Annotated in this window: 16 protein-coding genes and 1 pseudogene; 13 read left to right on the top strand and 4 right to left on the bottom strand. The window is 73.0% G+C overall.

Annotated elements, in window-relative coordinates; genetic code table 11:
* Window positions 1–83 precede the first annotated feature (83 nt).
* From drmA to panD, 4 genes are all read left to right on the top strand, one after another.
* Window positions 84–3905: a DISARM system helicase DrmA gene (drmA, locus tag AB0N63_RS17740; RefSeq protein ID WP_365529906.1), complete on the top strand. Its 3822-nt coding sequence runs from the start codon at window positions 84–86 to the stop codon at window positions 3903–3905.
* Window positions 3902–5797 carry a DUF1998 domain-containing protein gene (locus AB0N63_RS17745; RefSeq protein ID WP_365529907.1) on the top strand — a complete coding sequence of 632 codons (1896 nt, stop codon included), beginning with the start codon at window positions 3902–3904 and terminating at the stop codon, window positions 5795–5797. Before drmA ends, AB0N63_RS17745 begins: the two co-directional genes overlap by 4 nt.
* Window positions 5794–6558: a DISARM system phospholipase D-like protein DrmC gene (drmC, locus tag AB0N63_RS17750; RefSeq protein ID WP_365529908.1), complete on the top strand. Its 765-nt coding sequence runs from the start codon at window positions 5794–5796 to the stop codon at window positions 6556–6558. Before AB0N63_RS17745 ends, drmC begins: the two co-directional genes overlap by 4 nt.
* Before the next feature lie 392 nt (window positions 6559–6950).
* Complete coding sequence (gene panD, locus AB0N63_RS17755) at window positions 6951–7373, top strand: aspartate 1-decarboxylase (protein WP_365529909.1); 423 nt, start codon at window positions 6951–6953, stop codon at window positions 7371–7373.
* Window positions 7374–8013: 640 nt separating this feature from the next.
* Here the strand turns inward: panD and gndA are convergent.
* Window positions 8014–9453 carry an NADP-dependent phosphogluconate dehydrogenase gene (gndA, locus tag AB0N63_RS17760; protein WP_365529910.1) on the bottom strand — a complete coding sequence of 480 codons (1440 nt, stop codon included), beginning with the start codon at window positions 9451–9453 and terminating at the stop codon, window positions 8014–8016.
* A 363-nt stretch (window positions 9454–9816) separates the two neighbouring features.
* On the opposite strand from gndA, the gene AB0N63_RS17765 reads away from it, so the two are divergent.
* Window positions 9817–11073: a transglycosylase family protein gene (locus tag AB0N63_RS17765; protein WP_365529911.1), complete on the top strand. Its 1257-nt coding sequence runs from the start codon at window positions 9817–9819 to the stop codon at window positions 11071–11073.
* 243 nt (window positions 11074–11316) lie between these two features.
* Here AB0N63_RS17765 and AB0N63_RS17770 read toward each other — a convergent pair whose 3' ends face one another.
* Window positions 11317–12774: a DMT family transporter gene (locus AB0N63_RS17770; RefSeq protein WP_365529912.1), complete on the bottom strand. Its 1458-nt coding sequence runs from the start codon at window positions 12772–12774 to the stop codon at window positions 11317–11319.
* A 328-nt stretch (window positions 12775–13102) separates the two neighbouring features.
* On the opposite strand from AB0N63_RS17770, the gene AB0N63_RS17775 reads away from it, so the two are divergent.
* From AB0N63_RS17775 to glgC, 3 genes are read left to right on the top strand one after another with little or no spacing between them, the layout of a single operon-like run.
* The gene (locus AB0N63_RS17775) at window positions 13103–13903 is read left to right on the top strand and encodes a (2Fe-2S)-binding protein (RefSeq protein WP_365529972.1); all 801 of its coding nucleotides are present in this window, start codon (window positions 13103–13105) and stop codon (window positions 13901–13903) included.
* A gap of 55 nt (window positions 13904–13958) precedes the next feature.
* Window positions 13959–15146, top strand: coding sequence for a glycogen synthase (gene glgA / locus AB0N63_RS17780; protein ID WP_365529913.1), 1188 nt, complete (start codon window positions 13959–13961; stop codon window positions 15144–15146).
* A 50-nt stretch (window positions 15147–15196) separates the two neighbouring features.
* A complete protein-coding gene (gene glgC, locus AB0N63_RS17785) occupies window positions 15197–16417 on the top strand; it encodes a glucose-1-phosphate adenylyltransferase (RefSeq protein WP_027758698.1) in 1221 nt (406 codons plus the stop codon).
* 23 nt (window positions 16418–16440) lie between these two features.
* On the opposite strand, the gene AB0N63_RS17790 is transcribed toward glgC, so the two are convergent.
* Window positions 16441–16818: a hypothetical protein gene (locus AB0N63_RS17790; protein WP_365529914.1), complete on the bottom strand. Its 378-nt coding sequence runs from the start codon at window positions 16816–16818 to the stop codon at window positions 16441–16443.
* Between the two features lie 262 nt (window positions 16819–17080).
* Between AB0N63_RS17790 and AB0N63_RS17795 the strand changes: the two genes are divergently transcribed.
* From AB0N63_RS17795 to AB0N63_RS17805, 3 genes are all read left to right on the top strand, one after another.
* Entirely contained in the window at window positions 17081–19402 is a 2322-nt protein-coding gene (locus tag AB0N63_RS17795; protein WP_365529915.1) for a GH92 family glycosyl hydrolase, read from the top strand.
* A 145-nt stretch (window positions 19403–19547) separates the two neighbouring features.
* On the top strand, window positions 19548–20921 hold the full coding sequence (locus AB0N63_RS17800; RefSeq protein ID WP_365529916.1) for a wax ester/triacylglycerol synthase family O-acyltransferase: 1374 nt from the start codon (window positions 19548–19550) through the stop codon (window positions 20919–20921).
* A gap of 104 nt (window positions 20922–21025) precedes the next feature.
* Window positions 21026–22549 (top strand): SDR family NAD(P)-dependent oxidoreductase, encoded by a 1524-nt coding sequence (locus AB0N63_RS17805; protein WP_365529917.1) that lies wholly within the window; start codon window positions 21026–21028, stop codon window positions 22547–22549.
* 24 nt (window positions 22550–22573) lie between these two features.
* Here AB0N63_RS17805 and AB0N63_RS17810 read toward each other — a convergent pair whose 3' ends face one another.
* On the bottom strand, window positions 22574–23017 hold the full coding sequence (locus AB0N63_RS17810; protein ID WP_365529918.1) for a hypothetical protein: 444 nt from the start codon (window positions 23015–23017) through the stop codon (window positions 22574–22576).
* Window positions 23018–23446: 429 nt separating this feature from the next.
* On the opposite strand from AB0N63_RS17810, the gene AB0N63_RS17815 reads away from it, so the two are divergent.
* A complete protein-coding gene (locus AB0N63_RS17815) occupies window positions 23447–23620 on the top strand; it encodes a hypothetical protein (protein ID WP_365529919.1) in 174 nt (57 codons plus the stop codon).
* A gap of 162 nt (window positions 23621–23782) precedes the next feature.
* Window positions 23783–24164, top strand: a pseudogene (locus AB0N63_RS17820) (GNAT family N-acetyltransferase).
* Window positions 24165–24169: the final 5 nt, after the last annotated feature.

Here is a 24169-nt window from a genome sequence, read left to right on the forward strand (position 1 = left end):
AGTCAACGATCTATATTTCTGATGCCGTCACACCATCGGCGCACGCCCGTACTCCAACGGACTCGTCCGAAAGGACCCACCGCATGCCGGCCCAGGCCGATGTACCGCACCCGCTCGACGAAGTCCCCCAGACGTTCCTGCCCGGGGACTCCTACGCGGTGAGGGACGCACTCGTGAGCTATGTCCGCCGGGATCTGCTGGGTCCCTGGGACGGTGAGACGGAGACCCTGCCGAGTGCTTCCTCCGGGCCACGCGACCGGTACCTCGTCGGCATGCTCGGCCCGCGCCCCCAGGCCGTCACCACCGACCGCATCGCCCGCGCGGCCGCTCAGAGCGCGGACGGCGAGTCGGGTGACGAGCAGGAGGGCGACGACAGTGATCTGCAGGACCGGTTGAGCCCGCAGGCCGCCGGACACATCTGGGCGTCCTCCATGGGGCTGTCCTTCACCGTCCCGGCCTCCGTCGGCACCCTCAGCGCCACCGTCCGCTGGGGACGCTACACGCAGTCGGAGGAGGCCACCGACCGGGGCACGACCCGCAGGGTCTGGTCGCGCGAGCCCGTCGAGCGTCTGGTGGACATCGACGTGACCGGCGGAGCCGACCGGGCCGTCGAACTCGACGGCGACGCCGTGGTCCTCGACGTCCAGGTACGCCGGCACACCGGCCGTACGGGCGCAGAAGACCTGCGCATCGTCGAGCTGGCGCTGGTGAACCGGCAGCCGGACAGCCGGGACGCACGCGACGCCCACTGGCTCTTCCAGACCGAGATCGACGTCACCGCCTTTCCCGACGAGCAGGCCGCGGTCTTCCTGCCGGTCGACGATCCGCTTGACACGCCCGGCCAAGGCAACGTACCGGAAGACGCCGAGGAGCGACGGCTGCGCCTCCTGTATCGGGACAGCCTCAGCCACGCCAAGGGCCGCAATGTGGCCGTCCACGCGCACGTCCGTGAGGGCGAGCGCAACGCCCACCGCCTGACCACCGTCTGGCTCCCCGAATACGACGTGAGAGCCACCACCGCGCCGTCACCGGAGGAGCAGGACCTGCTCCAGGGGCTCGAGCTGGGCATGGACGAACTGGCGGCGCTCGCCGTGCCCGACCGCCGGGCCGAACTCAGCGCGGCCCTCGCTCCGCTGGCCGACGGGTACGCCGCCTGGCTGGAACGGCAGCGCCACGCCGCGCGCTCGCTCCCCGCCGACCTGCGCGAGTCAGCCGAGGTCGCGATCGAGCAGGCACTTGAGGTGTGCGACCGCATCACTCTCGGCATCGACCGGCTCGTGGCCGACGACACCGCCCTGACGGCTTTCCGGTTCGCCAACCGCGCCATGGCCCTGCAGCGACGCAACACCGCCATCGCAGCCGCCCGGGCCGGCCGCGAGAACGACCACCTCTCCTACCGCGAGGCCCACTCCGAGGTCCACGGCAAGGGCAAGGCGGCGGCCAGCTGGCGTCCGTTCCAGCTCGCCTTCGTCCTGCTGAACATCGCCTCACTCACCGAGCCCGGACACCCGCATCGCGGCACCGGCCGCCAAGCCCTCGTCGATCTGCTGTTCTTCCCGACCGGTGGTGGCAAGACCGAGGCGTATCTGGGCCTGGCCGCCTACACCTTCGCGCTGCGGCGCCTGCAGGGCACGATCGGCTCGGGAGCCGAGGCCCGCAGCGGCGAGGCCGGGGTGGGCGTCCTCATGCGCTACACCCTGCGGCTCCTGACAGCCCAGCAGTTCCAGCGCGCGGCCGCCCTGGTGAGCGCCTGTGAAGTCCTGCGCCGCCACGAGTTCGCGCGAGACCGGCGCTGGGGTGCCACCCCGTTCCGCATCGGACTCTGGGTGGGCACCTCCGTCTCGCCGAACTGGTTCGAGGAAGCGAAGGAACAGATCGCCGAAGCCAAGGAGAACGCCAGCGACAAGCACGCCCGCGTCCTCCAGGTCCTCACCTGCCCCTGGTGCGGCAGCGGACTGACCGCGCGCTCCAACATGGAGTACGACGAGGGACGCCGCCGAATACTGCTGTACTGCCCGCGCGGTGAGGGGGAGGACCGCTGCCCCTTCTCCCGCCGCGAGGCGCCCGGCGAGGGCATTCCCGCCCTCACTGTCGACGAGGAGATCTACCGGCTGGCGCCCTCGCTGCTGATCGCCACGGTCGACAAGTTCGCCCAGCTCCCGTGGAACGGCTACGCCGGCCTGCTGTTCGGCAAGGTCACCGACCTGTGCCCCCGCCACGGTTACCGCCATGACGACCTGGACGCCAAGACCGGTTGCGGTGCCCGGCACAACGCCAGGGGCGACCTCCCCGGTGTCACCGCCCAGCCCGTCACCCGTCTGCGGCCGCCGGACCTGATCATCCAGGACGAGCTGCACCTGATATCCGGGGCTCTCGGCACCACGGTCGGCCTCTTCGAAGCCGCCATCGACCAGTTGTGCACGTGGAGCTTCACCGACGCCCACGGACGGCGCCGGGAAACCGGTCCCAAGATCGTCGCGTCCACCGCGACCACCAAGCGGGCCGCCGACCAGGTGCGCGGTGTCTTCGGCCGCGAGGTCGCCGTCTTCCCGCCCCAAGTGCTCGACGTCGGCGACACGTTCTTCTCCCGGCAGGCGGAGCTGAGCAGGGACAACCCCGGCCGTCGTTATCTCGGCGTGTGCGCGCACGGCACGCGTCTGAAGGCGGCCGAGATCCGCGTCGCGGAGATCCTATTGCTCGCGGGGCAGCAGCTCTTCGACGACTACGGCCGGCCGGCGGACCCGTACATGACCCTCGTCGGCTACTTCAATGCGACGCGTGAGCTCGCCGGCATGCGGCGGTACATGGACGACGACATCACCACCCGTGTGCGGGCCAACGGCAGCCGCAAGGGCCAGGACACGCTGTCCGACCGCATCGTGAGCAGAGCGGGAATGCTCAGCATCCAGGAGCTGACCTCCCGTATCTCCTCGGCGGACATCGGCGCCGCCCTGAAGCGACTGGAGATCGAGTTCGACCCCGAGCGCGACACCTCGGTCCGACGCCGAGCCCTCCTGCGCGAGTACGCGGCCGCAGTGAAGGAGAAGCGCGAACCCCGTGCCTCCATGACCCCGACCGTCCGTCAGGCCGTGGACGTGGTCCTCGCCACCTCCATGCTGCAGGTCGGTGTCGACGTCTCCCGCTTCGGCCTGATGCTGGTCGTCGGTCAGCCCAAGAACACCGCCGAGTACATCCAGGCGTCCTCCCGGGTCGGCCGTGACGCCGCACGTCCCGGCCTGGTCGTGACCCTCTACAACTGGTCGCGCCCCCGCGACCTCGCACACTACGAGGACTTCGAGCACTACCACGCCACCTTCTACCGCCAGGTGGAGGCCCTCTCCGTCACCCCGTACACCCGCCGGGCACTCGACCGGGGCGTCGCCGCCACCTACGTCGCCGCCCTGCGGCACGCGGCTTACGACACCTCCCGCAACCTCGACGCCCACCACGTGGACCTCGATGGACCGCTCGCGCAGGACGTGGAACGGCGGCTCCTGGAACGCGCCGAACGGGTGGGACGCGACCGGGCCCGCCAGTACCTGAGTGAACGGCTGGACCGGCTGAAGGACGAATGGCGCCGCAAGCGCGACGAGAGCAGCTCGGCGCTCGGCTACCGCAAGGAGAAGCACAAGACGACCGTCGTGAACGGACTGCTGAGGCGGGCGGACGGGTCCCGGTGGACCGAGCTCACCGTCGGCATGTCGATGCGTGAGACGGAGAACGAGATCAACCTGCTCCTGCCCGGCGGGGGAGCGTTCCTGGAGGAACCCTCGGGCGGCGGACCCGATTGGTCGTTCGGCGCCTCGGGGGCCGACACCGACACCGACCCCGACACGGCGACCACCGTGGACAGCGACGAGTACGGCCCCGTCACGGCCGACACGGTCAGGAAGGCGCAGCGATGAGCACCCATGGCGGCAACCGCAGGGTCGGTGCCGTACGCCCGAGCCACCTCATGTTCACCGCTGGTGTCGGCGCCCTCGTCGACCTGCCCAACTTCTCGGTGCTCATCCGGGGTCTCGATTCCTGGAGCCACTCCGGGGTCACCGACTACGACATCGACGAGCCGCGGCTCCGCGCCGCCGTCAACCGGTCCCTGCAGCGCTACGGGCGCGGACAGGTCGAGCAGCTGCGCGCCGCTCCCTGGCTCGAGGGCGCCGACACTGACCCCAAGGGCTGGGCGGCCCAGGGGGTGGGAGTGCCCGTCACGCCCTTCCCGCAGTGGCTGCGCTGCACCGCGTGCAACGTCCTGGCCGCCATCGACTCAGGGGAGTTCGACTTCGTCAACTCCAACCCACGGGCACCGCACGAGGCGAAGTTCGTCCACGACTGCAAGCGGGGAAAACCACTCGCCGTGGCCGCCCGCTTCACGCTGGTCTGCACCGCCGGCCATCTCGACGAGTTCCCTTACACCGCGTACGTCCACCACGGCCAAGCCTGCGGCAAGACTCCGCGCCCCAAACTGCGCATGAAGGACCACGGCGGCAACCAGGCCGCCAACGTGACCATCGAGTGCGTCGCCTGCGGCGTGAAGCGCAACATCAGGGAAGCCATGGGCGAGCGGGGCCGCCGTAACCTGCCTTCGTGCCGTGGACGGCACCCGCACCTCGGTACCTACGAGCCGAACGGCTGCGAGAAGGAGCCGGTCCTGATGGTGGCGGGAGCGTCCAACCAGTGGTTCCCGCTCACCCTCAGTGCCCTGGCCCTGCCCAAGGCACAGGGCGGAGACATCGACAAGCTCCTCGACGACCACTGGCCCGACCTGGAACTCATCGAGGACCGCGTGCAGTTCGACTTCATGGCGCGCATGCCCAAGTTCGCCTTCCTCAAGGAGTTCGACGCCGACGCGGTGGTCGCGGCGATCACAGCCCGCAAGCAGGGGACGGCCGGACCGGCTCCCTCCGCACCCGACGTCCAAGCCGACCTCTTCGGACCCGAATGGGAAGCACTCTCCGGGCCCGTCCCCGCACCCAGCGACGACTTCGCACTGCGCCAGATCCCGGTCCCGGCCCTTCTGAGCGAGTTCTTCGCCGACCTACGGCAGGTCGAACGGCTGCGCGAGGCGCGGGCGCTGATCGGCTTCACCCGACTCGACGCGCCCGACCCGGAATCGCCGGAGATCGCCACGCGTGTCGAGCTGTCCCGCGGGGTCCGGAACTGGGTGCCGGCCAGCGAGGTGCGCGGCGAGGGCGTCTTCCTGCGTGTGCGGGACGACCTGATGGCCGAATGGGTCATGCGCATGGACAAGTCCGCACAGATGGAAGCGCACCGGGAGGCATACGCGCGGTTCCGCTCCAACCGGAAGTCGGACCGCAAGACCAGCGACTTCGATCCCTATTACGGCTGGCCCGGAGCACGGTACATCGCGCTGCACACCCTCTCCCATCTACTCATCCGCACCATCGCGCTGGAGTGCGGCTACAACTCCGCCTCGCTCGCAGAACGGATCTACGCGGGAGACGAGCACAACCCGCGGACCGGCATTCTCATCTACACCGCGGTTCCGGATTCCGAGGGCACTCTGGGCGGTCTCGTCTCCCTCGCCGAGGAGCGGGAGTTCGACCGGATCGTGCGCCGCGCTCTGGCGGATGCCGGTCACTGCTCGGCCGACCCGCTCTGCGCCGAACGCCTGCCGCACGACCCGGCCGACTTCCTTCACGGAGCCGCCTGCCATGTCTGCCTGTTCGTGTCGGAAACCACGTGCGAACGCGGCAACAGGTTCCTGGACCGTCGTTTCCTCGTCCCGCTGGCGGGAGACAAGGATCCGGTGCTGACGCCGACCGGTCTGCTGCCGTGAGCCGACCCGCGTTCGAGGCCGCTGCCGAGGCCGCCGTCGCGGCCCTCGGACTCTCCCGGAGCAAGGACCTCGCCGGCCTGCTGGCCCAGGCACGTTCCAGGGAACGGATACTGACCGAACTGGCGACTCCGGGAGTCGGCGAGGCCGTCGCGCGACTCTGCGACGCGATGCAGTCGGAGTCGGTGCCGCCCGCCGAGGCGGCTGCCTATGTGCGCGGCTATGTCGCCGCCCGGCGACTGGCCCGGGACACGGTCCGGGTCCGCACGGTGTGGAGTGGCCCCTCGACACCGGCCGTGCCGGTGCGCGCCACAGCCCAGGTTCTCATCGAGGTCATCAACGGGGTGCAACACGAACTGCTGGCCATGACGTACGCGGCCCGTCCTTATCCGGCACTGACCCGAGCCCTGAGGACGGCTGCGGACAGGGGCGTGGAGATACACGTCGTGGTCGAGACACTGGCAGGCTCCGGCGGACTTCTCTCGGGAAAGGAACCCGCCGACGCGTTCGCCTCCGTGCCCGGGCTGGTTCTGTGGGTATGGGACCGGAACCCGGCCGAACAGGCGGGCTCACGCCAGCACGCCAAGCTCGCGGTCGCCGATCGCCGCACCCTCTTTCTCGGCAGCGCCAACCTGACCGAGTCCGCGGTTCGGCGCAACATCGAGGCTGGTGTGCTGGTGACAGGCGGGGAAGCACCACGGCGAGCGGCAGAGCACATCGTGGAGCTGCAGCGTCTCGGCGTACTCAGGCACTTTCCGACCTGAACGAGTGGCTGTCTTCAGCCCCGCTCTGGCCTGCCTGCCGTTCGCCAGTGAGGACGAGGCACCCGGGTCGCCAACGACACCGTATACGGGGCTGGCCGACCAATGTCTTCAGTGTCGGGCGCGCGAGCCGCGAGATCCAGGCGGGCTGCGTCTGGATCGACGACTGCACCCCGGTCATCAGCGAGATGCCTAGGTCGTCAGCGCACGGAAGTCAAGGACTGAATGGGGCCTCGACGCCGACCTGGCGGTGCGTTGGAAAAGTCAGCAATAGGTCAGTGTGAGTCCTGAAACACCTGGGGACAGCTGACCAAAGACGCAGATGGTTGTAGCCTCCGGACACGGCCCCTGACCTGCAAAGGCAGGCAGGGAGCAGACAAACCGGGAGTTTCTCCATGTTCCGTACAATGTTCAAGTCCAAGATCCACCGCGCCACCGTCACCCAGGCCGACCTGCACTACGTGGGATCGGTGACGATCGACGCGGACCTCCTGGACGCCGCCGATCTGCTGCCCGGTGAACTGGTCCACATCGTGGACATCACCAACGGGGCCCGGCTGGAGACCTATGTCATCGAGGGCGAGCGCGGCTCGGGCGTCATCGGCATCAACGGTGCGGCCGCGCACCTCGTGCACCCCGGCGACCTGGTGATCCTCATCAGCTACGCGCAGGTGACCGACGCCGAGGCACGGGCGCTGAAGCCGCGGGTCGTGCACGTGGACGCGGAGAACAGGATCGTGGCCCTGGGCGCCGACCCGTCCGCCCCGGTGCCGGGCACGGACCAGCAGCGCAGCCCGCAGGCCGTTCTCCCGGCCTGACCCGCGGCCTCCACCCACCCGCCCGGTCCGGGGGCCGGGCGGGTTGCGCATGCCTGCCCCCGGGTGACTGGCCGTGCGGGTGCCGGGTAGGCGGGGGAGTAGTCCAGAGCCGAGGCCGACCGACTGGCGGGAGGACAGCATGACGAACCCGTACCCCGACCCCGTACCGCCCGGGCCCACCCCGGGTCCCGGCCCGCAGCCTCCGGAGCCGCACCCGGATCCCGCGCCCACGCCCGATCCGCCGCAGCCGTACCCGGACCCGGTCCCCACGCCCGCACCGCACCCGGCCCCCGAGCCGCCCCCGGTGCCAGGACCGCCGACGCCGGTACCGCCACCGCCGCCCGAGCCGACACCGCCGCCGGCGCCCACCCCGCCCCCGGCTCCCGTGCCGCCGCCTGGCCCGGTCCCGACGCCGCCCCCCAACCCGACCCCCGAGCCGCCCCCGTCCCCGATCCCGCCGGGCCCGGACCCGACCCCCACCCCGGAACCGGGACCGCCGCTGACCTGAGGGACCCGAGGCACACGGCCGGTCGGTGGGCGTCCGGCGAGGAGGGCGGCCGGTGAGGCGGACGGCGGGTGCGGCCGACCACGCGGCCGCACCGCCACGCCCGCCTGCCCGGCAGCGGCCCCGCCGCGTCTCTTACGCACCCACCTCGGACCGGTCCCCGCCCCACAGGGTGTGGAACGTGCCCTCGCGGTCCACCCGCCGATAGGTGTGCGCGCCGAAGAAGTCGCGCTGGGCCTGGGTGAGGGCGGCGGGCAGACGTTCGGCGCGCAGGGCGTCGTAGTAGGCGAGGGCCGCCGCGAAGCCGGGCGTCGGCACGCCCTGCCGCGTCGCCGCGACCAGCACCTCGCGCCAGTCGTCCTGCGCCGCCGCGATCTCCTGGGCGAACGTCTCGTCGGACAGCAGGCTCGGCAGGTCCGGCCGGGCGTCGTAGGCCGTGCGGATCCGGTCCAGGAAGGCCGCGCGGATGATGCAGCCGCCTCGCCAGATCGAGGCGATCGCCCCGAGGTCGATGTCCCAGTCGTACTCCTCGCTGCCCGCCGCGATCTCGTGGAAGCCCTGCGTGTACGACACGATCTTCGACGCGTACAGCGCCTGCTCCACCCGGTCGGCGAAGGCCGCCGCCTCCGCCTCCGGCAGCGGCGCGGCCTTCGGCCCCGCCAGGCCCCGGGAGGCCTCCCGCAGCGCCGCGTGGCCCGACAGCGACCGCGCGAAGACGGCCTCGGCGATGCCCGACACCGGCACCCCCAGATCGAGCGCGATCTGCACCGTCCAGCGGCCCGTGCCCTTCTGCTCGGCCTGGTCCACGACCACGTCCACGAACGGCTTGCCGGTCGCCGCGTCCACGTGCGACAGCACCTCCGCCGTGATCTCGATGAGGTACGAGTCCAGCCGCCCGGTGTTCCAGGTGCGGAAGATCTCCGCGATCTGCGCGGGGGAGTAGCCGGCGACGTCCCGCAGCAGCTGGTACGCCTCGCCGATCAGCTGCATGTCGGCGTACTCGATGCCGTTGTGCACCATCTTGACGAAGTGGCCCGCGCCGTCCGGGCCCACATGCGTCACGCACGGCGCGCCGTCCTCCGCCTTCGCGGAGATCTTCTCCAGCATCGGACCCAGCGAGTCGTACGACTCCGTCGAGCCGCCCGGCATGATGCTCGGCCCGTGCAGCGCGCCCTCCTCGCCGCCCGAGATGCCGGTGCCGACGAAGTGGATGCCCTGCTCGCGCAGTTCCCGCTCGCGCCGCCGGGTGTCGGCGAAGTGCGCGTTGCCGCCGTCGATGATCATGTCGCCGGGCTCCAGCAGCGGGGCGAACTCCTGGATCACCGCGTCCGTCGGATCGCCCGCCTTGACCATGATCACCAGTCGGCGCGGCCGCTCCAGCGCCGCCACGAAGTCCTTCGCGGCCTCGGTCGGAATGAACTCGCCCTCGTGCCCGAACTCCTTCACCAGATCGTGCGTCCTCGACGCCGTCCGGTTGTGCAGCGCGACCGTGTAGCCGTTGCGTGCGAAGTTGCGGGCGAGGTTGCGGCCCATGACCGCGAGCCCGGTGACGCCGATCTGGGCTGTAGTGCTCATACCGCCTGCTCCTTGGGAATCCGGTGGATCATCGGCTGGGACGTCTTCGACCATCCTGGCGCGCCGGTACGGCGAGCGCACATCCGTACCGGTCCGCCGCCCGGCACCCGGACCGGGGCGCGGTCCGGCTCGAGGTCCCGTGGACCCTTCCATACGTAGCGCACACCCCCAGCGCCTCAGCGCGGACCGGCCGGACCGTGCGGCCCGGTACCCACCCCGCTATCCGGCCGAACCGGACGAACCGGCCAACCAAAGCCCCTTACCGGCCACTTGAGGCTCAATGCGGCCGATAGCCCTCTTGTCGCGGCTCGTTGGCGGCGTCTACTTTTGCCGCTCCTGACGCAGGGCGAAGGGGCTTCAGACATGGCCGCACGCGGCCGGCACCGCCGGTACCAGCCGAACAGGATCAACCGCGCCTCCCTCACCGTCACGGCGGGCGGCGCCGGAATGGCCATCCCGCTGATCGGCGCCGGCGTCGCGCACGCGGCCGACGCGTCCACCTGGAACAAGGTGGCGGCCTGTGAGTCGAGCGGCGACTGGAGCATCAACACCGGCAACGGCTTCTACGGCGGACTGCAGTTCACCGGCTCCACCTGGGCGGCCTACGGCGGCCCGCGGTACGCGCCGCGCGCCGACCTCGCCACCCGGGACCAGCAGATCGCGGTCGCCGAGAGGGTGCTCGACGGGCAGGGGCCCGGCGCCTGGCCGGTGTGCTCGGTGCGCGCCGGACTGACCCGCGGCGGCGGCCCCGGCGTCCACCCGGACAGCGCGGCGACCCGGCCGGTGCACACCCAGAGCGCCAAGAGCGCCCCGCAGAAGCGGAGTCTGGCGCACGACGTACGGCCGCAGACCACCCCGCAGTCGCGGGCCGGCACCGCCGAGATGTACACGGTGGTCCGCGGCGACACCCTCTCCGGGATCGCCGACGACCAGCATGTCCGGGGCGGCTGGCACCAGTTGTACGCGGCCAACCGCGCCACCGTCGGCGACGACCCCGATCTGATCATGCCCGGCCAGCGTCTCTCGCTGCGCTCGACGCACACCGCGCCGCACCAGGGCGGCTCCACCGCCACCCGCCCGGCCGCCGAGCCGAGGAAGCACGCCGAGCCGAAGACGCAGAGCAGGCCGAGAACCGAGGCGGCGAAGCTGAAGACCAGGGCCAAGCCCGCGACCCGGTCCGGGACGAGCCACGCCGGGACGTCGCACACCGCCGAGCACGCCCTCGTCGCCCCCGTGCGGGCCTCCGTCGGCACCGGTTACCGGGCGAGCGGCTCCCACTGGTCCAAGGGCTACCACACCGGCGTCGACTTCGAGGTGCCCACCGGCACCTCGGTGCACGCGGCCGCCGCCGGCCACGTGGTCAGCGCCGGCTGGGGCGGCGCCTACGGCTACCAGGTGGTCATCCGGCACGCCGACGGCCGCTACACCCAGTACGGGCATCTGTCGGCGATCTCGGTGCGCACCGGGCAGACGGTCGGCGCGGGACAGCGCATCGGCCGCTCCGGCGCCACGGGCAATGTGACGGGCCCGCATCTGCACTTCGAGGTGCGCACGGGGCCCGGTTTCGGCTCGGACATCGACCCGCTCGCCTATCTCCGTGCCGGCGGCGTCAGGATCTGAGGCACGGGTGAGGGCGGCCGGCGTCCGCCCTCGGGCGATGCGCGTCCACGCCCGGCCCCGGGCGACGCCCGTCGGCCGCTGGGTCTCCGGCCGATGCCCGGCCGGGTCTCCGGCCCGCCCGCGTCTCCCGTCGTGATCCGACGTCCGGGTGCCGCGCCTCGGCCTCTGGTCTCCGGGCGATGCCCGTCCCCGTCTCGGGCTCGCGGGCGTCGCCTTCGGCATCTGGCCCCCGGCCGACGCCCGTCAGGATCCGACGCGCGGGCGGTGCCGGTCCGTGGTCGGCGTCGGGACGAAGGCGGCCATGCGGAAGGGCACGGCGCGCAGCGCCTCGCCCAGGAGCGACGCCGGGCTCGGGGACGGTTCGCCGTGGTCCTCCGGTCCGGTGCCGCGCGCGCCGTCCCCGGAGGCCGCGCGTGCGGGCCCCGGACCGCCGCCGTCCACGGGAGTGCCGAGCTGCGCGGGAATCCCGCCCGCGAGCACCGACGCTGACGGGAGGTCGGCGAACACCGCCCGCACCGGCCCGACCACCGGCACCGCCCCCGCGGGCGCCTCCGCGTGCCCCGTCCCGGTCGGCCCCGCCACGGACGCCGCCCGCGCCCGGGCGTCCGCGGGCAACGCCCGCCCCGGCACGCCCCCAGGCGCCGCACTCGTCGGCGCCTCCACAACCGTCACCCCGGCGGGCACGTCCGCCCGCACCCGTCCCTGCGCGGGCCCGGCGCCGGCCGGCACCCCGCCGGCCGGTGCCGCGGCGGCCGACGGTGGCTCGTCGAAGCACCCGGCCTCCACCCCGTCCGCCGTCTCCGCCCGATCCGCCGCGTCCTTTCCGGCGGCCCCGGTCGCCCCCGTCGCCCCGGCCCGGACCGGCCGCGTCGTCCGCCCCATGCGTTCGGTGGTGAGCAGGATCAGACCGCCCACGGCCACCACCCCGCAGCCGAGCGCCAGCAGGGCGCCCGTCGTCCCGTACCGGAAGCCCTCGCCGAACATCGTGAGGCCGACCACGGCCGCCGCCACCGGGTTCACCACGGTCAGCGTGGCCAGCGGCGCCGTCAGACCGCCGCCGCGGTAGGAGGCCTGGGACAGCAGCATGCCCGCCGTGGCCAGCACGGCGATCGCGGCCAGCGACGGCAGCTCCGCCGCCGCGACCCCGTCCGTCCAGTCCACCGCGACCGTCTTGGTGAACACCGAGGACATGCCGAAGGCGAGCCCCGCGCCGACGGCCAGCAGCACGCTGCGCACCGCCGGATGCCGGTGCGCAGCCCGGCCCGCGACCGTGAGCGCGGCGAGCGCGCCGCCCGTGACCACGGCGAGGGCCACCCGCTGCGCCGCGCTCAGCGACTGCGTGGGGGAGGCGCCCACCAGCGACAGCAGACCGGCCAGGCCGGCCGTCGTCATGATCGCGCCCCGCCACGCGGCGGCGCCCGCCCGGCGGCCGACGAAGAGCGCCGCCATCGGCAGCGCGAACACGATGGTGAGGGCGCCCAGCGGCTGCACCAGGCTGAGCGGGCCGTAGGCCAGCGCCACCACGTGCAGCAGTCCGCCCAGCCCGTTCAGCGCCACCGCCGCCCACCAGGCCGCGCGGCGCAGCGGCGCGTACCGCTTGCCGGGGGTGGTGACCGCGACGCGCTCCTGCACGATCGCGCCGCCCGCGTAGGCCACGGCGGACACGAACGACAGCAGCACGGACAACGCGAGGGCGCTCATCGGCTGCTCCTCTGCGGGCGGCGGGGGCGGTCGGCCCGGCGCGGCGAACGGTCGGCTTCCATGGTCAGACAGCCTGCCGCGCCGATCTCTTCCCGTCGTCCCCCCTGAGCACGCATTGGGTCATACTGCCGATGGAGTACGCCTGTTGCCCTCTCCTCCCCTGGGTGGGCGACGGAGGATGGGGTTCCCGTCCCGGGACCCTCGGCGGACCCCCGTACGCCCCCTGCGGAAGCCTCCCAGGATCTCCGAAGGTCGTCCGGAAACAGCCCTCTCCCGGCACCTCCCCGCGTCCTCCCGCGCACCCGGCGGCCCGTCCGCCGGCCCGGTGTTGGTAGTACTGCTCCTCGTGCACCTCGACGCCCGACTCGCCGCGCTCGCCCCCCTCGGCGGCTTCTTCGCCCTGCGCACGGGCGCGCCCCCGCAGGGCCCGCTGCCCACCCTCGCCCAGGCCTACGACCGCACCACCCCCGCCCCCGACTCCGGCCCGCACCCCCGTCCCGGCCTTCCGTCCCCGCACCCGCTCGACACCCGCGTCCGCCGGGTCGCCGCCGGCATCGGCGCCCGCGAACCCCGGGTCGCCGCCTCGGTCGCGCACCAGGCCCTCGCCGCCCGGCTGTGGTCCGTCGCGCTCGGCTGCGCCGTGCGGTACGGGCGCCTCCCGGACCTCGATCCGTGCCTCCTGCGCTGGGACCCGGCGGGCAGCGCGCCCGAGGACCTGTGGCTGACCGAGGTGCACGAGCGGCCCGCCGACCCGGCGACGCTCGCCGACACCGTCCTGCACGGGCACCTGGAGCCCCTGGCGGCGGCCCTGCGCGCCCGCCACCGCCCGGCCGCCGGCCTGCTGTGGGGCAACGCGGCCTCGGCGCTGGCCGGAGCGGCCCGCCAGCTCGCCCGGTGGGCGCGGGAGAACGGCGACCCCGCGGCCGCCGGCCGCGCCCGTGCCCTGGCGGCGGACCTCCTCGCCCACCCCCTGCTCGCAGCCGCCGGAACGCTCACCGCGCACGGGACGGACCTCGCCTTCCGGCGGCGCAGCTGCTGCCTCTACTACCGCGTGCCCGGTGGCGGGGTCTGCGGTGACTGTTGTTTCGCACGAGTCCCGCGCTCTTCCCCGCGCGGCCCGTCCGGGTGACCATGAAAGGGGACCGGCCACGGCGGCCGGCCGCCGAGAACCCAGGGGGTTGCGCGTGCGAGTGGGACTGCTGACCCGGGAGTACCCGCCGGACGTGTACGGCGGCGCCGGCGTCCACGTCGAGTTCCTCGCCCGGGAACTGCGGCGCCTGGTCGACCTGGAGGTGCACTGCTGGGGCGAGTCCTCCACGGGCGACCGCGCCGCGGGCGTCGTACGCCACCGCTCCTGGCGCGCCCTGGACGGCGCCAACGACGCCCTGCGCACCTTCTCCGTCGACCTCGCCATGACCGCCGCCCTCCAGGACCGAGAGCTGGTCCACTCCCACACCTGGTACGCGAACCTCGCCGGGCATCTCGCCAAGCTGCTGCACGGCGTGCCGCACGTGGTGACCGCCCACTCGCTGGAGCCCCTGCGCCCCTGGAAGGCGGAGCAGCTCGGCGGCGGCTACGCCCTGTCCGGCTGGGCCGAGCGCACCGCGTTCGAGGCCGCCGACGCGGTGGTCGCCGTCTCCGGGGCCATGCGCGAGGACATCCTCGCCTGCTACCCGGCCCTGGACCCGGCCCGCGTCCACGTCATCCACAACGGCATCGACACCGCCCTGTACCGGCCCGACCCCGGCACCGACGCGCTCACCCGGATCGGCGTGGACCCAGACCGCCCCTACGTGCTGTTCGTCGGCCGCATCACCCGCCAGAAGGGCGTGCCCCATCTGCTGCGCGCGGTGCGCGGCATCGACCCGGGGGTGCAGGTGGTGCTGTGCGCGGGCGCCCCCGACACCCCGGAGATCGACCGGGAGTTCCGCGAGCTGTACGAGGAACTGAGCCGGGCCCGGCAGGGCGTGCACTGGGTGCCGCGGATGCTGCCGCGCCCGGAGGTGGTCCAGCTGCTCACCCACGCGGCCGTGTTCGTCTGCCCCTCGGTGTACGAGCCGCTCGGCATCGTCAACCTGGAGGCGATGGCCTGCGGCACCCCGGTCGTGGCCTCCCGCGTGGGCGGCATCCCGGAGGTGGTCGAGGACGGCCGCACCGGCGTGCTCGTGGACACGGGCGACGACACCGGCGACGGCATCGGCGGTGACTTCGAGGCGGGACTGACCCGCGCCCTGGACGAGGTGCTCGGCGACCCGGACACCGCTCGCCGGATGGGCGAGGCCGGGCGGCGGCGGGCGGTCGAGGAGTTCGGCTGGGACGCGGTCGCGCGGCGCACCGCGCAGCTGTACGAGGAGATCCGCAAGCAGGCTTAGCCGACCGCGCACCAGGGCAGTAGTGGTGCAACCGGGTGAGGGGAGCGGCCATGCGTCGTGGTGGACCTTCGGTCCTCGGAATCGTCCTTGCGGGCGGAGAGGGCAAACGCCTGATGCCCCTGACCGCCGACCGCGCCAAGCCCGCGGTCACCTTCGGCGGCACCTACCGGCTCGTCGACTTCGTCCTGTCCAACCTCGTCAACGCCGACATCCTGCGCATCTGCGTGCTGACCCAGTACAAGTCGCACTCGCTGGACCGGCACATCACCACCACCTGGCGGATGTCCAGCCTGCTCGGCAACTACGTCACCCCGGTGCCCGCGCAGCAGCGGCTCGGCCCGCGCTGGTACCTGGGCAGCGCCGACGCGATCCTCCAGTCCCTCAACCTGGTCCACGACGAGCAGCCCGAGTACGTCGCGGTGTTCGGCGCCGACCACGTCTACCGCATGGACCCGCGGCAGATGCTGCGGCAGCACATCGAGGGCGGCGCGGGGGTGACCGTCGCCGGCATCCGGGTGCCGCGCGCCGAGTCCTCGTCCTTCGGGGTGATCACGCCGGGCTCCGACGGGCTGACCGTCGAGCGCTTCCTGGAGAAGCCCGCCGACCCGCCGGGCCTCGCCGACGACCCGGAGTGCGTGTTCGCCTCCATGGGCAACTACCTGTTCACCACCAAGGCGCTGATCGAGGCGCTGCACCGGGACGCCGAGGACCCGGACTCGGTGCACGACATGGGCGGCTCGATCCTGCCCCAGCTCACCGAGCGCGGCGAGGCCCAGCTCTACGACTTCAGCGCCAACCACGTGCCCGGAGAGACCAGCCGCGACCAGGGCTACTGGCGGGACGTGGGCACCCTCGACGCGTACTACGACGCACATATGGACCTGATCGCCGAGCGCCCCGCCTTCAACCTGTACAACCGCGACTGGCCGATCTACACGCACTCCTACCAGCTCTCGCCGGCCCGGTTCAACGCGGGCGGCATCGCCGGGGAGTCGATCATCAGCGCGGGCTGCCTGATCCGCGGCCAGGTCACCCGCTCGGTGCTCTCGCCGGGCGTGCGGGTCGATCCGGGGGCGGTGGTCCAGGGCTCGGTGCTGCACGACAACGTCCACATCGGCCGGGGCGCGGTGGTGCGCGGGGCGGTGCTGGACAAGAACGTGGAGGTGCCGCCCGGCGCGACCATAGGCGTCAACCCGGAGCGCGACGCCGAGCTGTACACCGTGTCCAAGGGCGGCGTGATCGCCCTCGGCAAGGGGCAGCGGGTGCCGTAGGCGGACCCGGGGGAGCGGCCCGCTCAGCCGGCCAGCGGCGGGAAGTGGTTGAGCGTGATCGCGCTGGCCCGGCGCACCTCGTCGGTCGGGCTGAACTGCACGTACTCGGTGCCCGGCGCGGTGTGCACGGGTACGTGGCCGGGCGGGGCGTAGAAGGCCTCCCCGGCCGTGTACACCTCGTCGTGGTCGGGGTAGCGCAGCCTCAGCTCGCCCTTGAAGACGTATCCCCAGTGCGGGCACTGGCAGCGGCCGTCGGGCAGTTCCTTGAGCAGCGGGGTCAGGTCGACGTCCTCGCGGAAGCTGCGGAAGTCCACCGTGTACGGCTCCAGGTCCTCGGACTGCTCGACGACCGGGCCGTAGTCGCCGCCCTGGGTGGCGGTGTCCCGGGAGACCTTGGGCATCTGGTCCACTTCCCTTCCGCGGATGAGGTGCGTCGCCGGGGCCGGCACGACGCGGAAGCGACGCCCCCATGGTGCGCGCCCCGCAGGCCGCGGGTCCACTTGGATCTCCGCGGCCGGGACCGGGCGGCCGACCCCGAGCGAGCGGACCTCGGCGGCCGACTGCCGCGCGACGCGTGGCGCGCGACACCGCCGGGATGCCCGGCTCACCGGCCGCCAGACGTGATCATGCAGGCAACGTCGTCTCCTCCAAAGGACTGCCCGCATGAGATGGACCCGGCGCCTGCGTCTGTGCCTGGCGGGGGCGGTGACAGCGTCCGCGCTGTCCGCGGCCCCGGTCACCGCACGGGCCGCCGAACCGCGTCACGCCCGGCTCACCGACCTGGTCAACCCGTTCATCGGAACGGCCGACGAAGGCAACACCTTCCCCGGCGCGGCCGTGCCGTTCGGCATGGTGCAGCTGTCGCCCGACACGGGCCACAGCACCGGCTACGACTACACCCAGAGCCGCATCCGCGGCTTCTCCCTGGTCCATCTCTCCGGCGTCGGGTGCCGCCTCGGCGGCGACCTGCCGGTGCTGCCGACCACGGGCGACATCACGCAGACCGACAACGCCAAGTACGCCGCCGGCTTCCGCCACGAGGACGAGACGGCGAGCCCCGGCTACTACCGGGTCGGCCTGGACTCGGGCATCCGGGCGGAGCTGACCGCGACCACCCGCACCGGCGTGCAGCGCTACACCTTCCCCGCCACCGACAAGGCCAACGTCCTCATCGACGCGGGCCAGGCCCTGCACCGGATGGTCGCGAGCACGGTGGAGATCCTGGACGACCACACGGTGCGCACCGCGATCACCGGCCGCGGCTTCTGCAAGGACACCCTGCCCTACACGGTCTACACGATCACCCGCTTCGACCGGCCCTTCACCGCCTACGGCACCTGGGACGGCCCCACCGTCACCCCCGGCGCACGCACCGGCCGCGGCGGCGCCTACCTGCGCTTCGACACCACCGAGGACCGCACCGTCGAGGCCACCACCGCGCTGTCGTACGTGGACCCGGCCGGCGCGGCCGGCAACCTGCGCGCGGAGGGCGGCCGCCCCTTCGACGCGGTGCGCACCGCCGCCCGCAGGGCCTGGGAGGACCGGCTGGCCGACGTACAGGCCCACGGCGGCGCCGACACGCTCCGGCGCACCTTCTACTCCGCGCTGTACCGGGCCTTCCTCGCGCCCAACGTCGGCAGCGACGCCGACGGCCGCTACACGGGCTGGGACCGGCGGGTCCACCGCGCCGACGGGTTCACCTACTACCAGAACTGGTCGCTGTGGGACACCTACCGCACCCAGGCCCAGTTCCTCGCCCTGCTCGCCCCCCACGAGTCCCGTGACATGGCGGTCTCCGTCGTCCGCATCGCCGAGGAGAGCGGCTGGCTGCCCAAGTGGGGTTACGGCACCGTCGAGACCAACGTCATGACCGGCGACCCGGTGACCCCCTTCCTCACCAACGCCTTCCACCACGGCCTGCTCAAGGGCTACGAGGAACGCGCCTACCGGGCGCTCAGGCGCAACGCCGACGAGGTGCCCCCGGCCACCTCGCCCGCGGTGGGCCGCGACGCCGCCCCCGACTACCTCGCCCGCGGCTTCGCCCCCTACATCCAGGGCCACGAACCGGCCAAGGCCGGCCACTCCGACTACGCCTTCGGCGGCTCGGCGACCCTGGAGTACGCCCTGTCGGACGCCATGCTCGCCCAGATGGCGCGCGCCCTCGGGCACCGCGAGGACGCCGACCGCTACGCCGCCCGGTCGCTGAACTACCGCAACCTGTTCGACCCCTCGACGCGCTTCTTCCGCGCCCGCGACACCTCCGGCGTCTTCACCGGGCCGTGGAGCCCGGCGCGGAGCGTCGGCTTCCACGAGGGCACCGCCTGGCAGTACCAGTGGCTGGTGCCGCAGGACCTGCCCGGTGTGGTGCGCCTGATCGGCGGCGAACGGCTCACCAACGAGCGGCTGGACGAGTTCTTCGCCTACGGCCAGCTGCTGAAGGACCCGGCGAAGACGGCCCGCGAGGTGTGGGTCAACGGCCCCTACGCCTACTACGACACCGACAAGTACAACCCGCAGAACGAGCCCGACCTGCTCGCCCCCTACACCTATCTCTCCACCGGGCAGCCGTGGAAGACCACCGACGTGGTGCACGCCGCGCTGACCCTGTTCACCGACGAGCCGACCGGGCTGACCGGCAACGACGACCTCGGCACCATGTCGGCCTGGAACGTGCTGTCGTCCATCGGCCTCTACCCGGTGCAGCCCGGCTATCCCACCTGGGGCCTGTCCACGCCCGTCTTCGACCGCGTCGACCTCAGGCTGGACCGCCGCTACTACCCGCGCGGCGCCCTCACCATCACCGCGCCCGGCACCTCCCACGACACGCGGTACGTCCAGACGGTGCGCGCCGACGGAGTGACGTACGAGCGGACGTATCTCACCACCCGGGCACTGCGCTCGCTGCGCACCCTGCACTACACCGTCGGCCCGCGGCCCTCGTCCTGGGGGACGTCGGCGCAGGCGGCGCCGCCCGCGCTGCGCTGAGCGCCCGTCCCGCCCCGCGGGCCCGGTGCGGATCACGGGGCGGGACGCCATCCGCATGTCACCGTGCGTATCCTGATCGTGCTTGACCGTAATCGGTCGAGAGCGGTTGACTGCAGACTCACTCACCGCCGACGCGAGGCAAGCCATGACTTCCGACCCACTCGCTCCCCTCGACCTGGCGTTCTGGAACATCGAGTCCGCCGACCACCCCATGCACCTCGGCGCCCTCGGCGTCTTCACCGCGCACCCGGCCACCGCCGCCGCGCACGCCGCCGACCTGCTCGCCGCCCGCGCCGCCGCCGTCCCCGGACTGCGCATGCGCATCCGCGACATCTGGCGCCCCCTCGACCTGCGCCACCCCCTCCCGCACGGCCTGCGCGACGGTCTGCGCCGGCCCCTCGCCCTCGGCGGCGCCACCCGCGAACCCGATCCCTGCTTCGACCCGCTCCACCACGTCCGGCTGCACGCCCCCGCCCGCGACTTCCAGGCGACGGCGGGCCGGCTCATGCAGCGCCCGCTGGAGCGCAACCGGCCGCCGTGGGAAGCCCATGTGCTGCCCGGCGAGGCGGGCGACTGCTTCGCGGTGCTGTTCAAGTTCCACCACGCCCTCGCCGACGGCCTGCGCGCCCTGAGCCTCGCCGCCGCGATCATGGATCCGATCGACCTGCCCGAGCGCCGCGCCCGCCCCGCCGAACCCGCCCGCGGCGCCCTGCCCGACGTGCGCAGACTGCCCGAGCTGGTGCGCGGCGCGCTCGCCGACGTCAGCCGCGCCCTGGACATCGGCGCCTCCGTCGCCCGCTCCACCCTCGCCACCCGCTCCCTGCCCGCGCTCACCGCCGAACCCACCGGCACCCGTCGCACCGCCGGCGTCGTCCTCGACCTCGACGACGTGCACCTGGTGCGCAAGGCCGTGGGCGGCACCGTCAACGACGTGCTGATCGCGGTCGTCGCCGGCGCCCTGCGCAACTGGCTCGACGAGCGCGGCGACTCCAGCGAGGGGGCCGCCCCACGCGCCCTCATCCCCGTCTCCCGGCGCCGCCCGCGCACCGCCCACCCGCAGGGCAACCGGCTCTCCGGCTATCTGATGGAACTGCCCGTCGGCGTCGCCGACCCGCTGCGCCGTCTCGCCGCCGTACGCACCGCCATGGACCGCAACAAGGACGCCGGACCCGACCGGGGCGCGGGCGCCGTGGCCCTCCTCGCCGACCACGTCCCCGCCCTCGGCCACCGGCTCGGCGGCCCCCTGGTCGGCCAGGCCGCCCGGCTGTGGTTCGACATCCTCGTCACCAGCGTCCCGCTGCCGGGCTTCGGCCTCCGGCTCGGCGGCCACCCCCTCACCGCCGTCTACCCCTTCGCCCCCCTCGCCCCCGGGCAGTCCCTCGCCGTCGCCGTCTCCACCTACCGCGGCCGCGTCCACTACGGACTCGTCGCCGACGCCAAGGCCGTACCCGACCTGAACCGGCTGGCCCGCGCCCTGTCCGAGGAGGTGGAGACCCTTCTCACGGTCTGCGCGCCTTGATCGCCGCGCGTTTGGCGGTACGCCCCGCCGCTGCCGTAAAATCCCCCGTTCGAAAGCGAGCGCGACTCACGCGCCGTGTGGACGACCAGGGAAGCGGCAGCGCGATGACGGTGACAGACGACGGCTCCACGGCCACGGACGAGGTGGTGTACGCACCGGGCGGTGAGCCCGCGTACGAGCCGGCCGACGGGACCGGGTACGGCCCCGGCATCGACCCCGAGCGCCTCGCCGTCTGCCTCGACGTGCTCCAGGAGCTGGACCGGATAGAGGTCGACCACCCCGACGCCATCGCGGTGCGCCGGGCCACCTCGCACATCTACCGCATGGTCAAGCAGCGCCGCCGCCAGGAGCGCCGGGCCGCCAAGACCGCCCACGACAAGGCGGTCACCGAGGCCACGGCCACCGGCTCCGCCCAGCGCATCGACGACGAGACCGAGGGCATCCTGCCCTCCTCGCGCACCGAGGAGGGGGCGATCGCCGGCGTGCTGCGGCGCCCCCGCTCCTGCTACGTCTGCAAGCAGCGCTACGTCGAGGTCGACTACTTCTACCACCAGCTGTGCCAGAAGTGCGCCGCCGACAACCGCGCCCGCCGCGACGCCCGCACCGATCTGACCGGCAAGCGCGCCCTGCTCACCGGCGGCCGCGCCAAGATCGGCATGTACATCGCGCTCAGGCTGCTGCGCGACGGCGCGCACACCACGATCACGACGCGCTTCCCGAACGACGCGATCCGCCGCTTCAAGGCGCAGCCCGACAGCGCCGACTGGATCCACCGGCTGAAGATCGTCGGCATCGACCTGCGCGACCCCGCCCAGGTGGTCGCCCTCGCCGACTCGGTCGCGGCCGAGGGCCCGCTGGACATCCTGATCAACAACGCCGCCCAGACCGTACGCCGCTCCCCGCAGGCCTACAGCGAGCTGGTCGCCGCCGAGTCGGCCCCGCTGCCCGCCGGCGAGCTGCCCGCGGCCGAGGTGATCGGCACCTTCGGCTCCGGCGCGGTCGCCGCGCTGCCGGTGGCCGGCCCGGGCGCGCTCACCGCCCAGGACGTCACCGGCCTGGCCCTGGTGTCCGGCTCGGCCTCCCTGGAGCGGATCGCGGCCGGCACCGCCATCGACGCGGGCGGCCTCGTCCCGGACCTGCACGACACCAACAGCTGGATCCAGACGGTGGAGGAGGTCACGCCGGTCGAGCTGCTGGAGGTCCAGCTGTGCAACTCGACGGCGCCGTTCATCCTGATCAGCCGGCTGCGCCCGGCGATGGCCGCCGCCGCGGCCCGGCGGACGTACATCGTGAACGTCTCCGCGATGGAGGGCGTCTTCGACCGCGGCTACAAGGGAGCGGGCCACCCGCACACCAACATGGCCAAGGCCGCCCTGAACATGCTCACCCGCACCAGCGCCCAGGAGATGTTCGAGAAGGACGGCATCCTGATGACGGCCGTCGACACCGGCTGGATCACCGACGAACGCCCGCACCCCGACAAGGTGCGCCTCGCCGAGGCCGGCTTCCACGCCCCGCTCGACCTGGTCGACGGCGCGGCCCGCGTCTACGACCCGATCGTGCGCGGCGAGGCGGGCGAGGACCTGTACGGCGTCTTCCTGAAGGACTACGCGCCGGGCAAGTGGTAGGCCGGGACCTCTCCTGGCAGTCCGTCAGTCGACGGCTCCGAGGCGCGAGTCGCGCGCCGCGAGCAGTCCGAGGAGCGTGCGCCAGTCCTCCAGGACGCCCGCGTCGGAGCCGTCGGTCAGGGCCTCCTCGGCGGCCTGGCGCAGGGCGGCCGCGTCCTCGTCCGGTCCGTCGGCGGCCGTCGCCCGCACCAGCCGGGCCACGCGGGCGCCCAGCAGCGGGCCGACCGCGTCGGCCGCACGCTCGGCCGGGCCCGTGCCCAGGCCCGGCCCCAGCAACCGCCCGATACCCCGCACCAGGCCCGCCACCTGGAGTTCCTTGTCGGCCGGGCGGCGCCGGCGCAGCAGCGCGGCGGTGCGCAGGGCGTGCTCGTGCGCATCGACACGGCGGCCGGGCCCGGCCGGAGCGAGGGCGGTGCCCCGGCAGGCGTACAACAGGTCCATCAGCTCCTCGACACTGCGCAGCTCCATGCGCCCGTCCTCCCGCGAGACAGCCGTTCGGCACCTCAGCAGATCATGGCCAGCTTTCGACGCGGCCAACGGGATCTGAACGACGAGACGTAGGCCGAACGGGTGATTTCCGGTCCTCGTCGTGGAGACAAATCGCCGCGAAGCCACGCAAGCAACACGCTTGACTCCAGATAGTTACCCGCTCTTTGCAGCCCCATCGAGCAGGGGGCCGCTCATTTGGTTAATCTGGAGCAGACGGACAGCACCGAAGGGTTCCCACCACACCCACGGTCCGTCCCGGGGCGAGCCGGTGCACAACGGCCGGAGCGGACCTCGGTTGCCGACGCCACCGCGTCCGACCTGCTTGACCCATACCCGAGCGGGACCCAGGCGCCGTGGCTCACGGTGGCTGAAGGGCCCCGAGGGTGACCGACACATAAGGAGTGCGCGGTGACACCGGAGAAGACGAATCTCGAACAGGGAACCAGCGAGCGCGCGGAGCGTTCGGGCCGGCGGCCCGGAGACCTCGGCAGCCTGGACGTGTGGGCTCGCTCCGCCCCCATCCGCCTCGCGGGCTACGAGGAAGATCTCGCCGAGCCGCACATCCTGCCCAGCGTGGACTGACCGGCGCCGCGGACCGGCCTCGCGCCGGCCCTCCGTCCGCCGACGGCATGGGCGTGACCCGTACGAGACGCACGCGCCCATGCTGGCGTGAGACGCACGCCCATGCCGATCAGAGAAGCCGTGGCCGGCGACTGGCCGCGCATCCGGCCGTTCTGACACCGCATCGTCGCCGCCGAGACCTGTGCCGGGGACCGTGCGCTGTGGACGAGCCCGGCCAACCGGGTGTTCGTCGCCGAGGACAAGACCGGCGCGATCCCTCGGCTCCGCCTGCCTCACCCCCGACCACGGCGGCCCCGCCCGGAGCGCCCGCGCGGGCTTCGTGGTCGACCCGGAGCGGACCGGCCGGGGCGCGGGCCGCGCCCTCGCCGAACACGTCCTGGCCGCCGTCGCGGCCGACGGTAATCGCGGCGTGGTCTTCAACGCCGTCGTGGAGTCCAACTCCGCCGGGGCGCTGTGGACTTCACTGGGTTTCACCGTCCTCGGCGCCGTGCCGCGGGCTTATGAGCACCCCCGGCGCGGCCCGGTCGCGCTGCACATCATGTAGTACAA

Source organism: Streptomyces sp. NPDC093260 (assembly GCF_040683715.1).
Lineage (GTDB): Bacteria > Actinomycetota > Actinomycetes > Streptomycetales > Streptomycetaceae > Streptomyces > Streptomyces sennicomposti.

Bases quoted from the DNA above. Each gene is read 5' to 3' on its own strand.
- panD (WP_365529909.1), top strand. From the start codon at position 6,951: ATGTTCCGTACAATGTTCAAGTCCAAGATCCACCGCGCCACCGTCACC.
- AB0N63_RS17805 (WP_365529917.1), top strand. From the start codon at position 21,026: ATGACGGTGACAGACGACGGCTCCACGGCCACGGACGAGGTGGTGTAC.
- glgC (WP_027758698.1), top strand. From the start codon at position 15,197: ATGCGTCGTGGTGGACCTTCGGTCCTCGGAATCGTCCTTGCGGGCGGA.
- AB0N63_RS17770 (WP_365529912.1), bottom strand. From the start codon at position 12,774: ATGAGCGCCCTCGCGTTGTCCGTGCTGCTGTCGTTCGTGTCCGCCGTG.
- AB0N63_RS17765 (WP_365529911.1), top strand. From the start codon at position 9,817: ATGGCCGCACGCGGCCGGCACCGCCGGTACCAGCCGAACAGGATCAAC.
- AB0N63_RS17800 (WP_365529916.1), top strand. From the start codon at position 19,548: ATGACTTCCGACCCACTCGCTCCCCTCGACCTGGCGTTCTGGAACATC.
- AB0N63_RS17790 (WP_365529914.1), bottom strand. From the start codon at position 16,818: ATGCCCAAGGTCTCCCGGGACACCGCCACCCAGGGCGGCGACTACGGC.
- AB0N63_RS17795 (WP_365529915.1), top strand. From the start codon at position 17,081: ATGAGATGGACCCGGCGCCTGCGTCTGTGCCTGGCGGGGGCGGTGACA.
- gndA (WP_365529910.1), bottom strand. From the start codon at position 9,453: ATGAGCACTACAGCCCAGATCGGCGTCACCGGGCTCGCGGTCATGGGC.
- drmA (WP_365529906.1), top strand. From the start codon at position 84: ATGCCGGCCCAGGCCGATGTACCGCACCCGCTCGACGAAGTCCCCCAG.
- AB0N63_RS17745 (WP_365529907.1), top strand. From the start codon at position 3,902: ATGAGCACCCATGGCGGCAACCGCAGGGTCGGTGCCGTACGCCCGAGC.
- AB0N63_RS17810 (WP_365529918.1), bottom strand. From the start codon at position 23,017: ATGGAGCTGCGCAGTGTCGAGGAGCTGATGGACCTGTTGTACGCCTGC.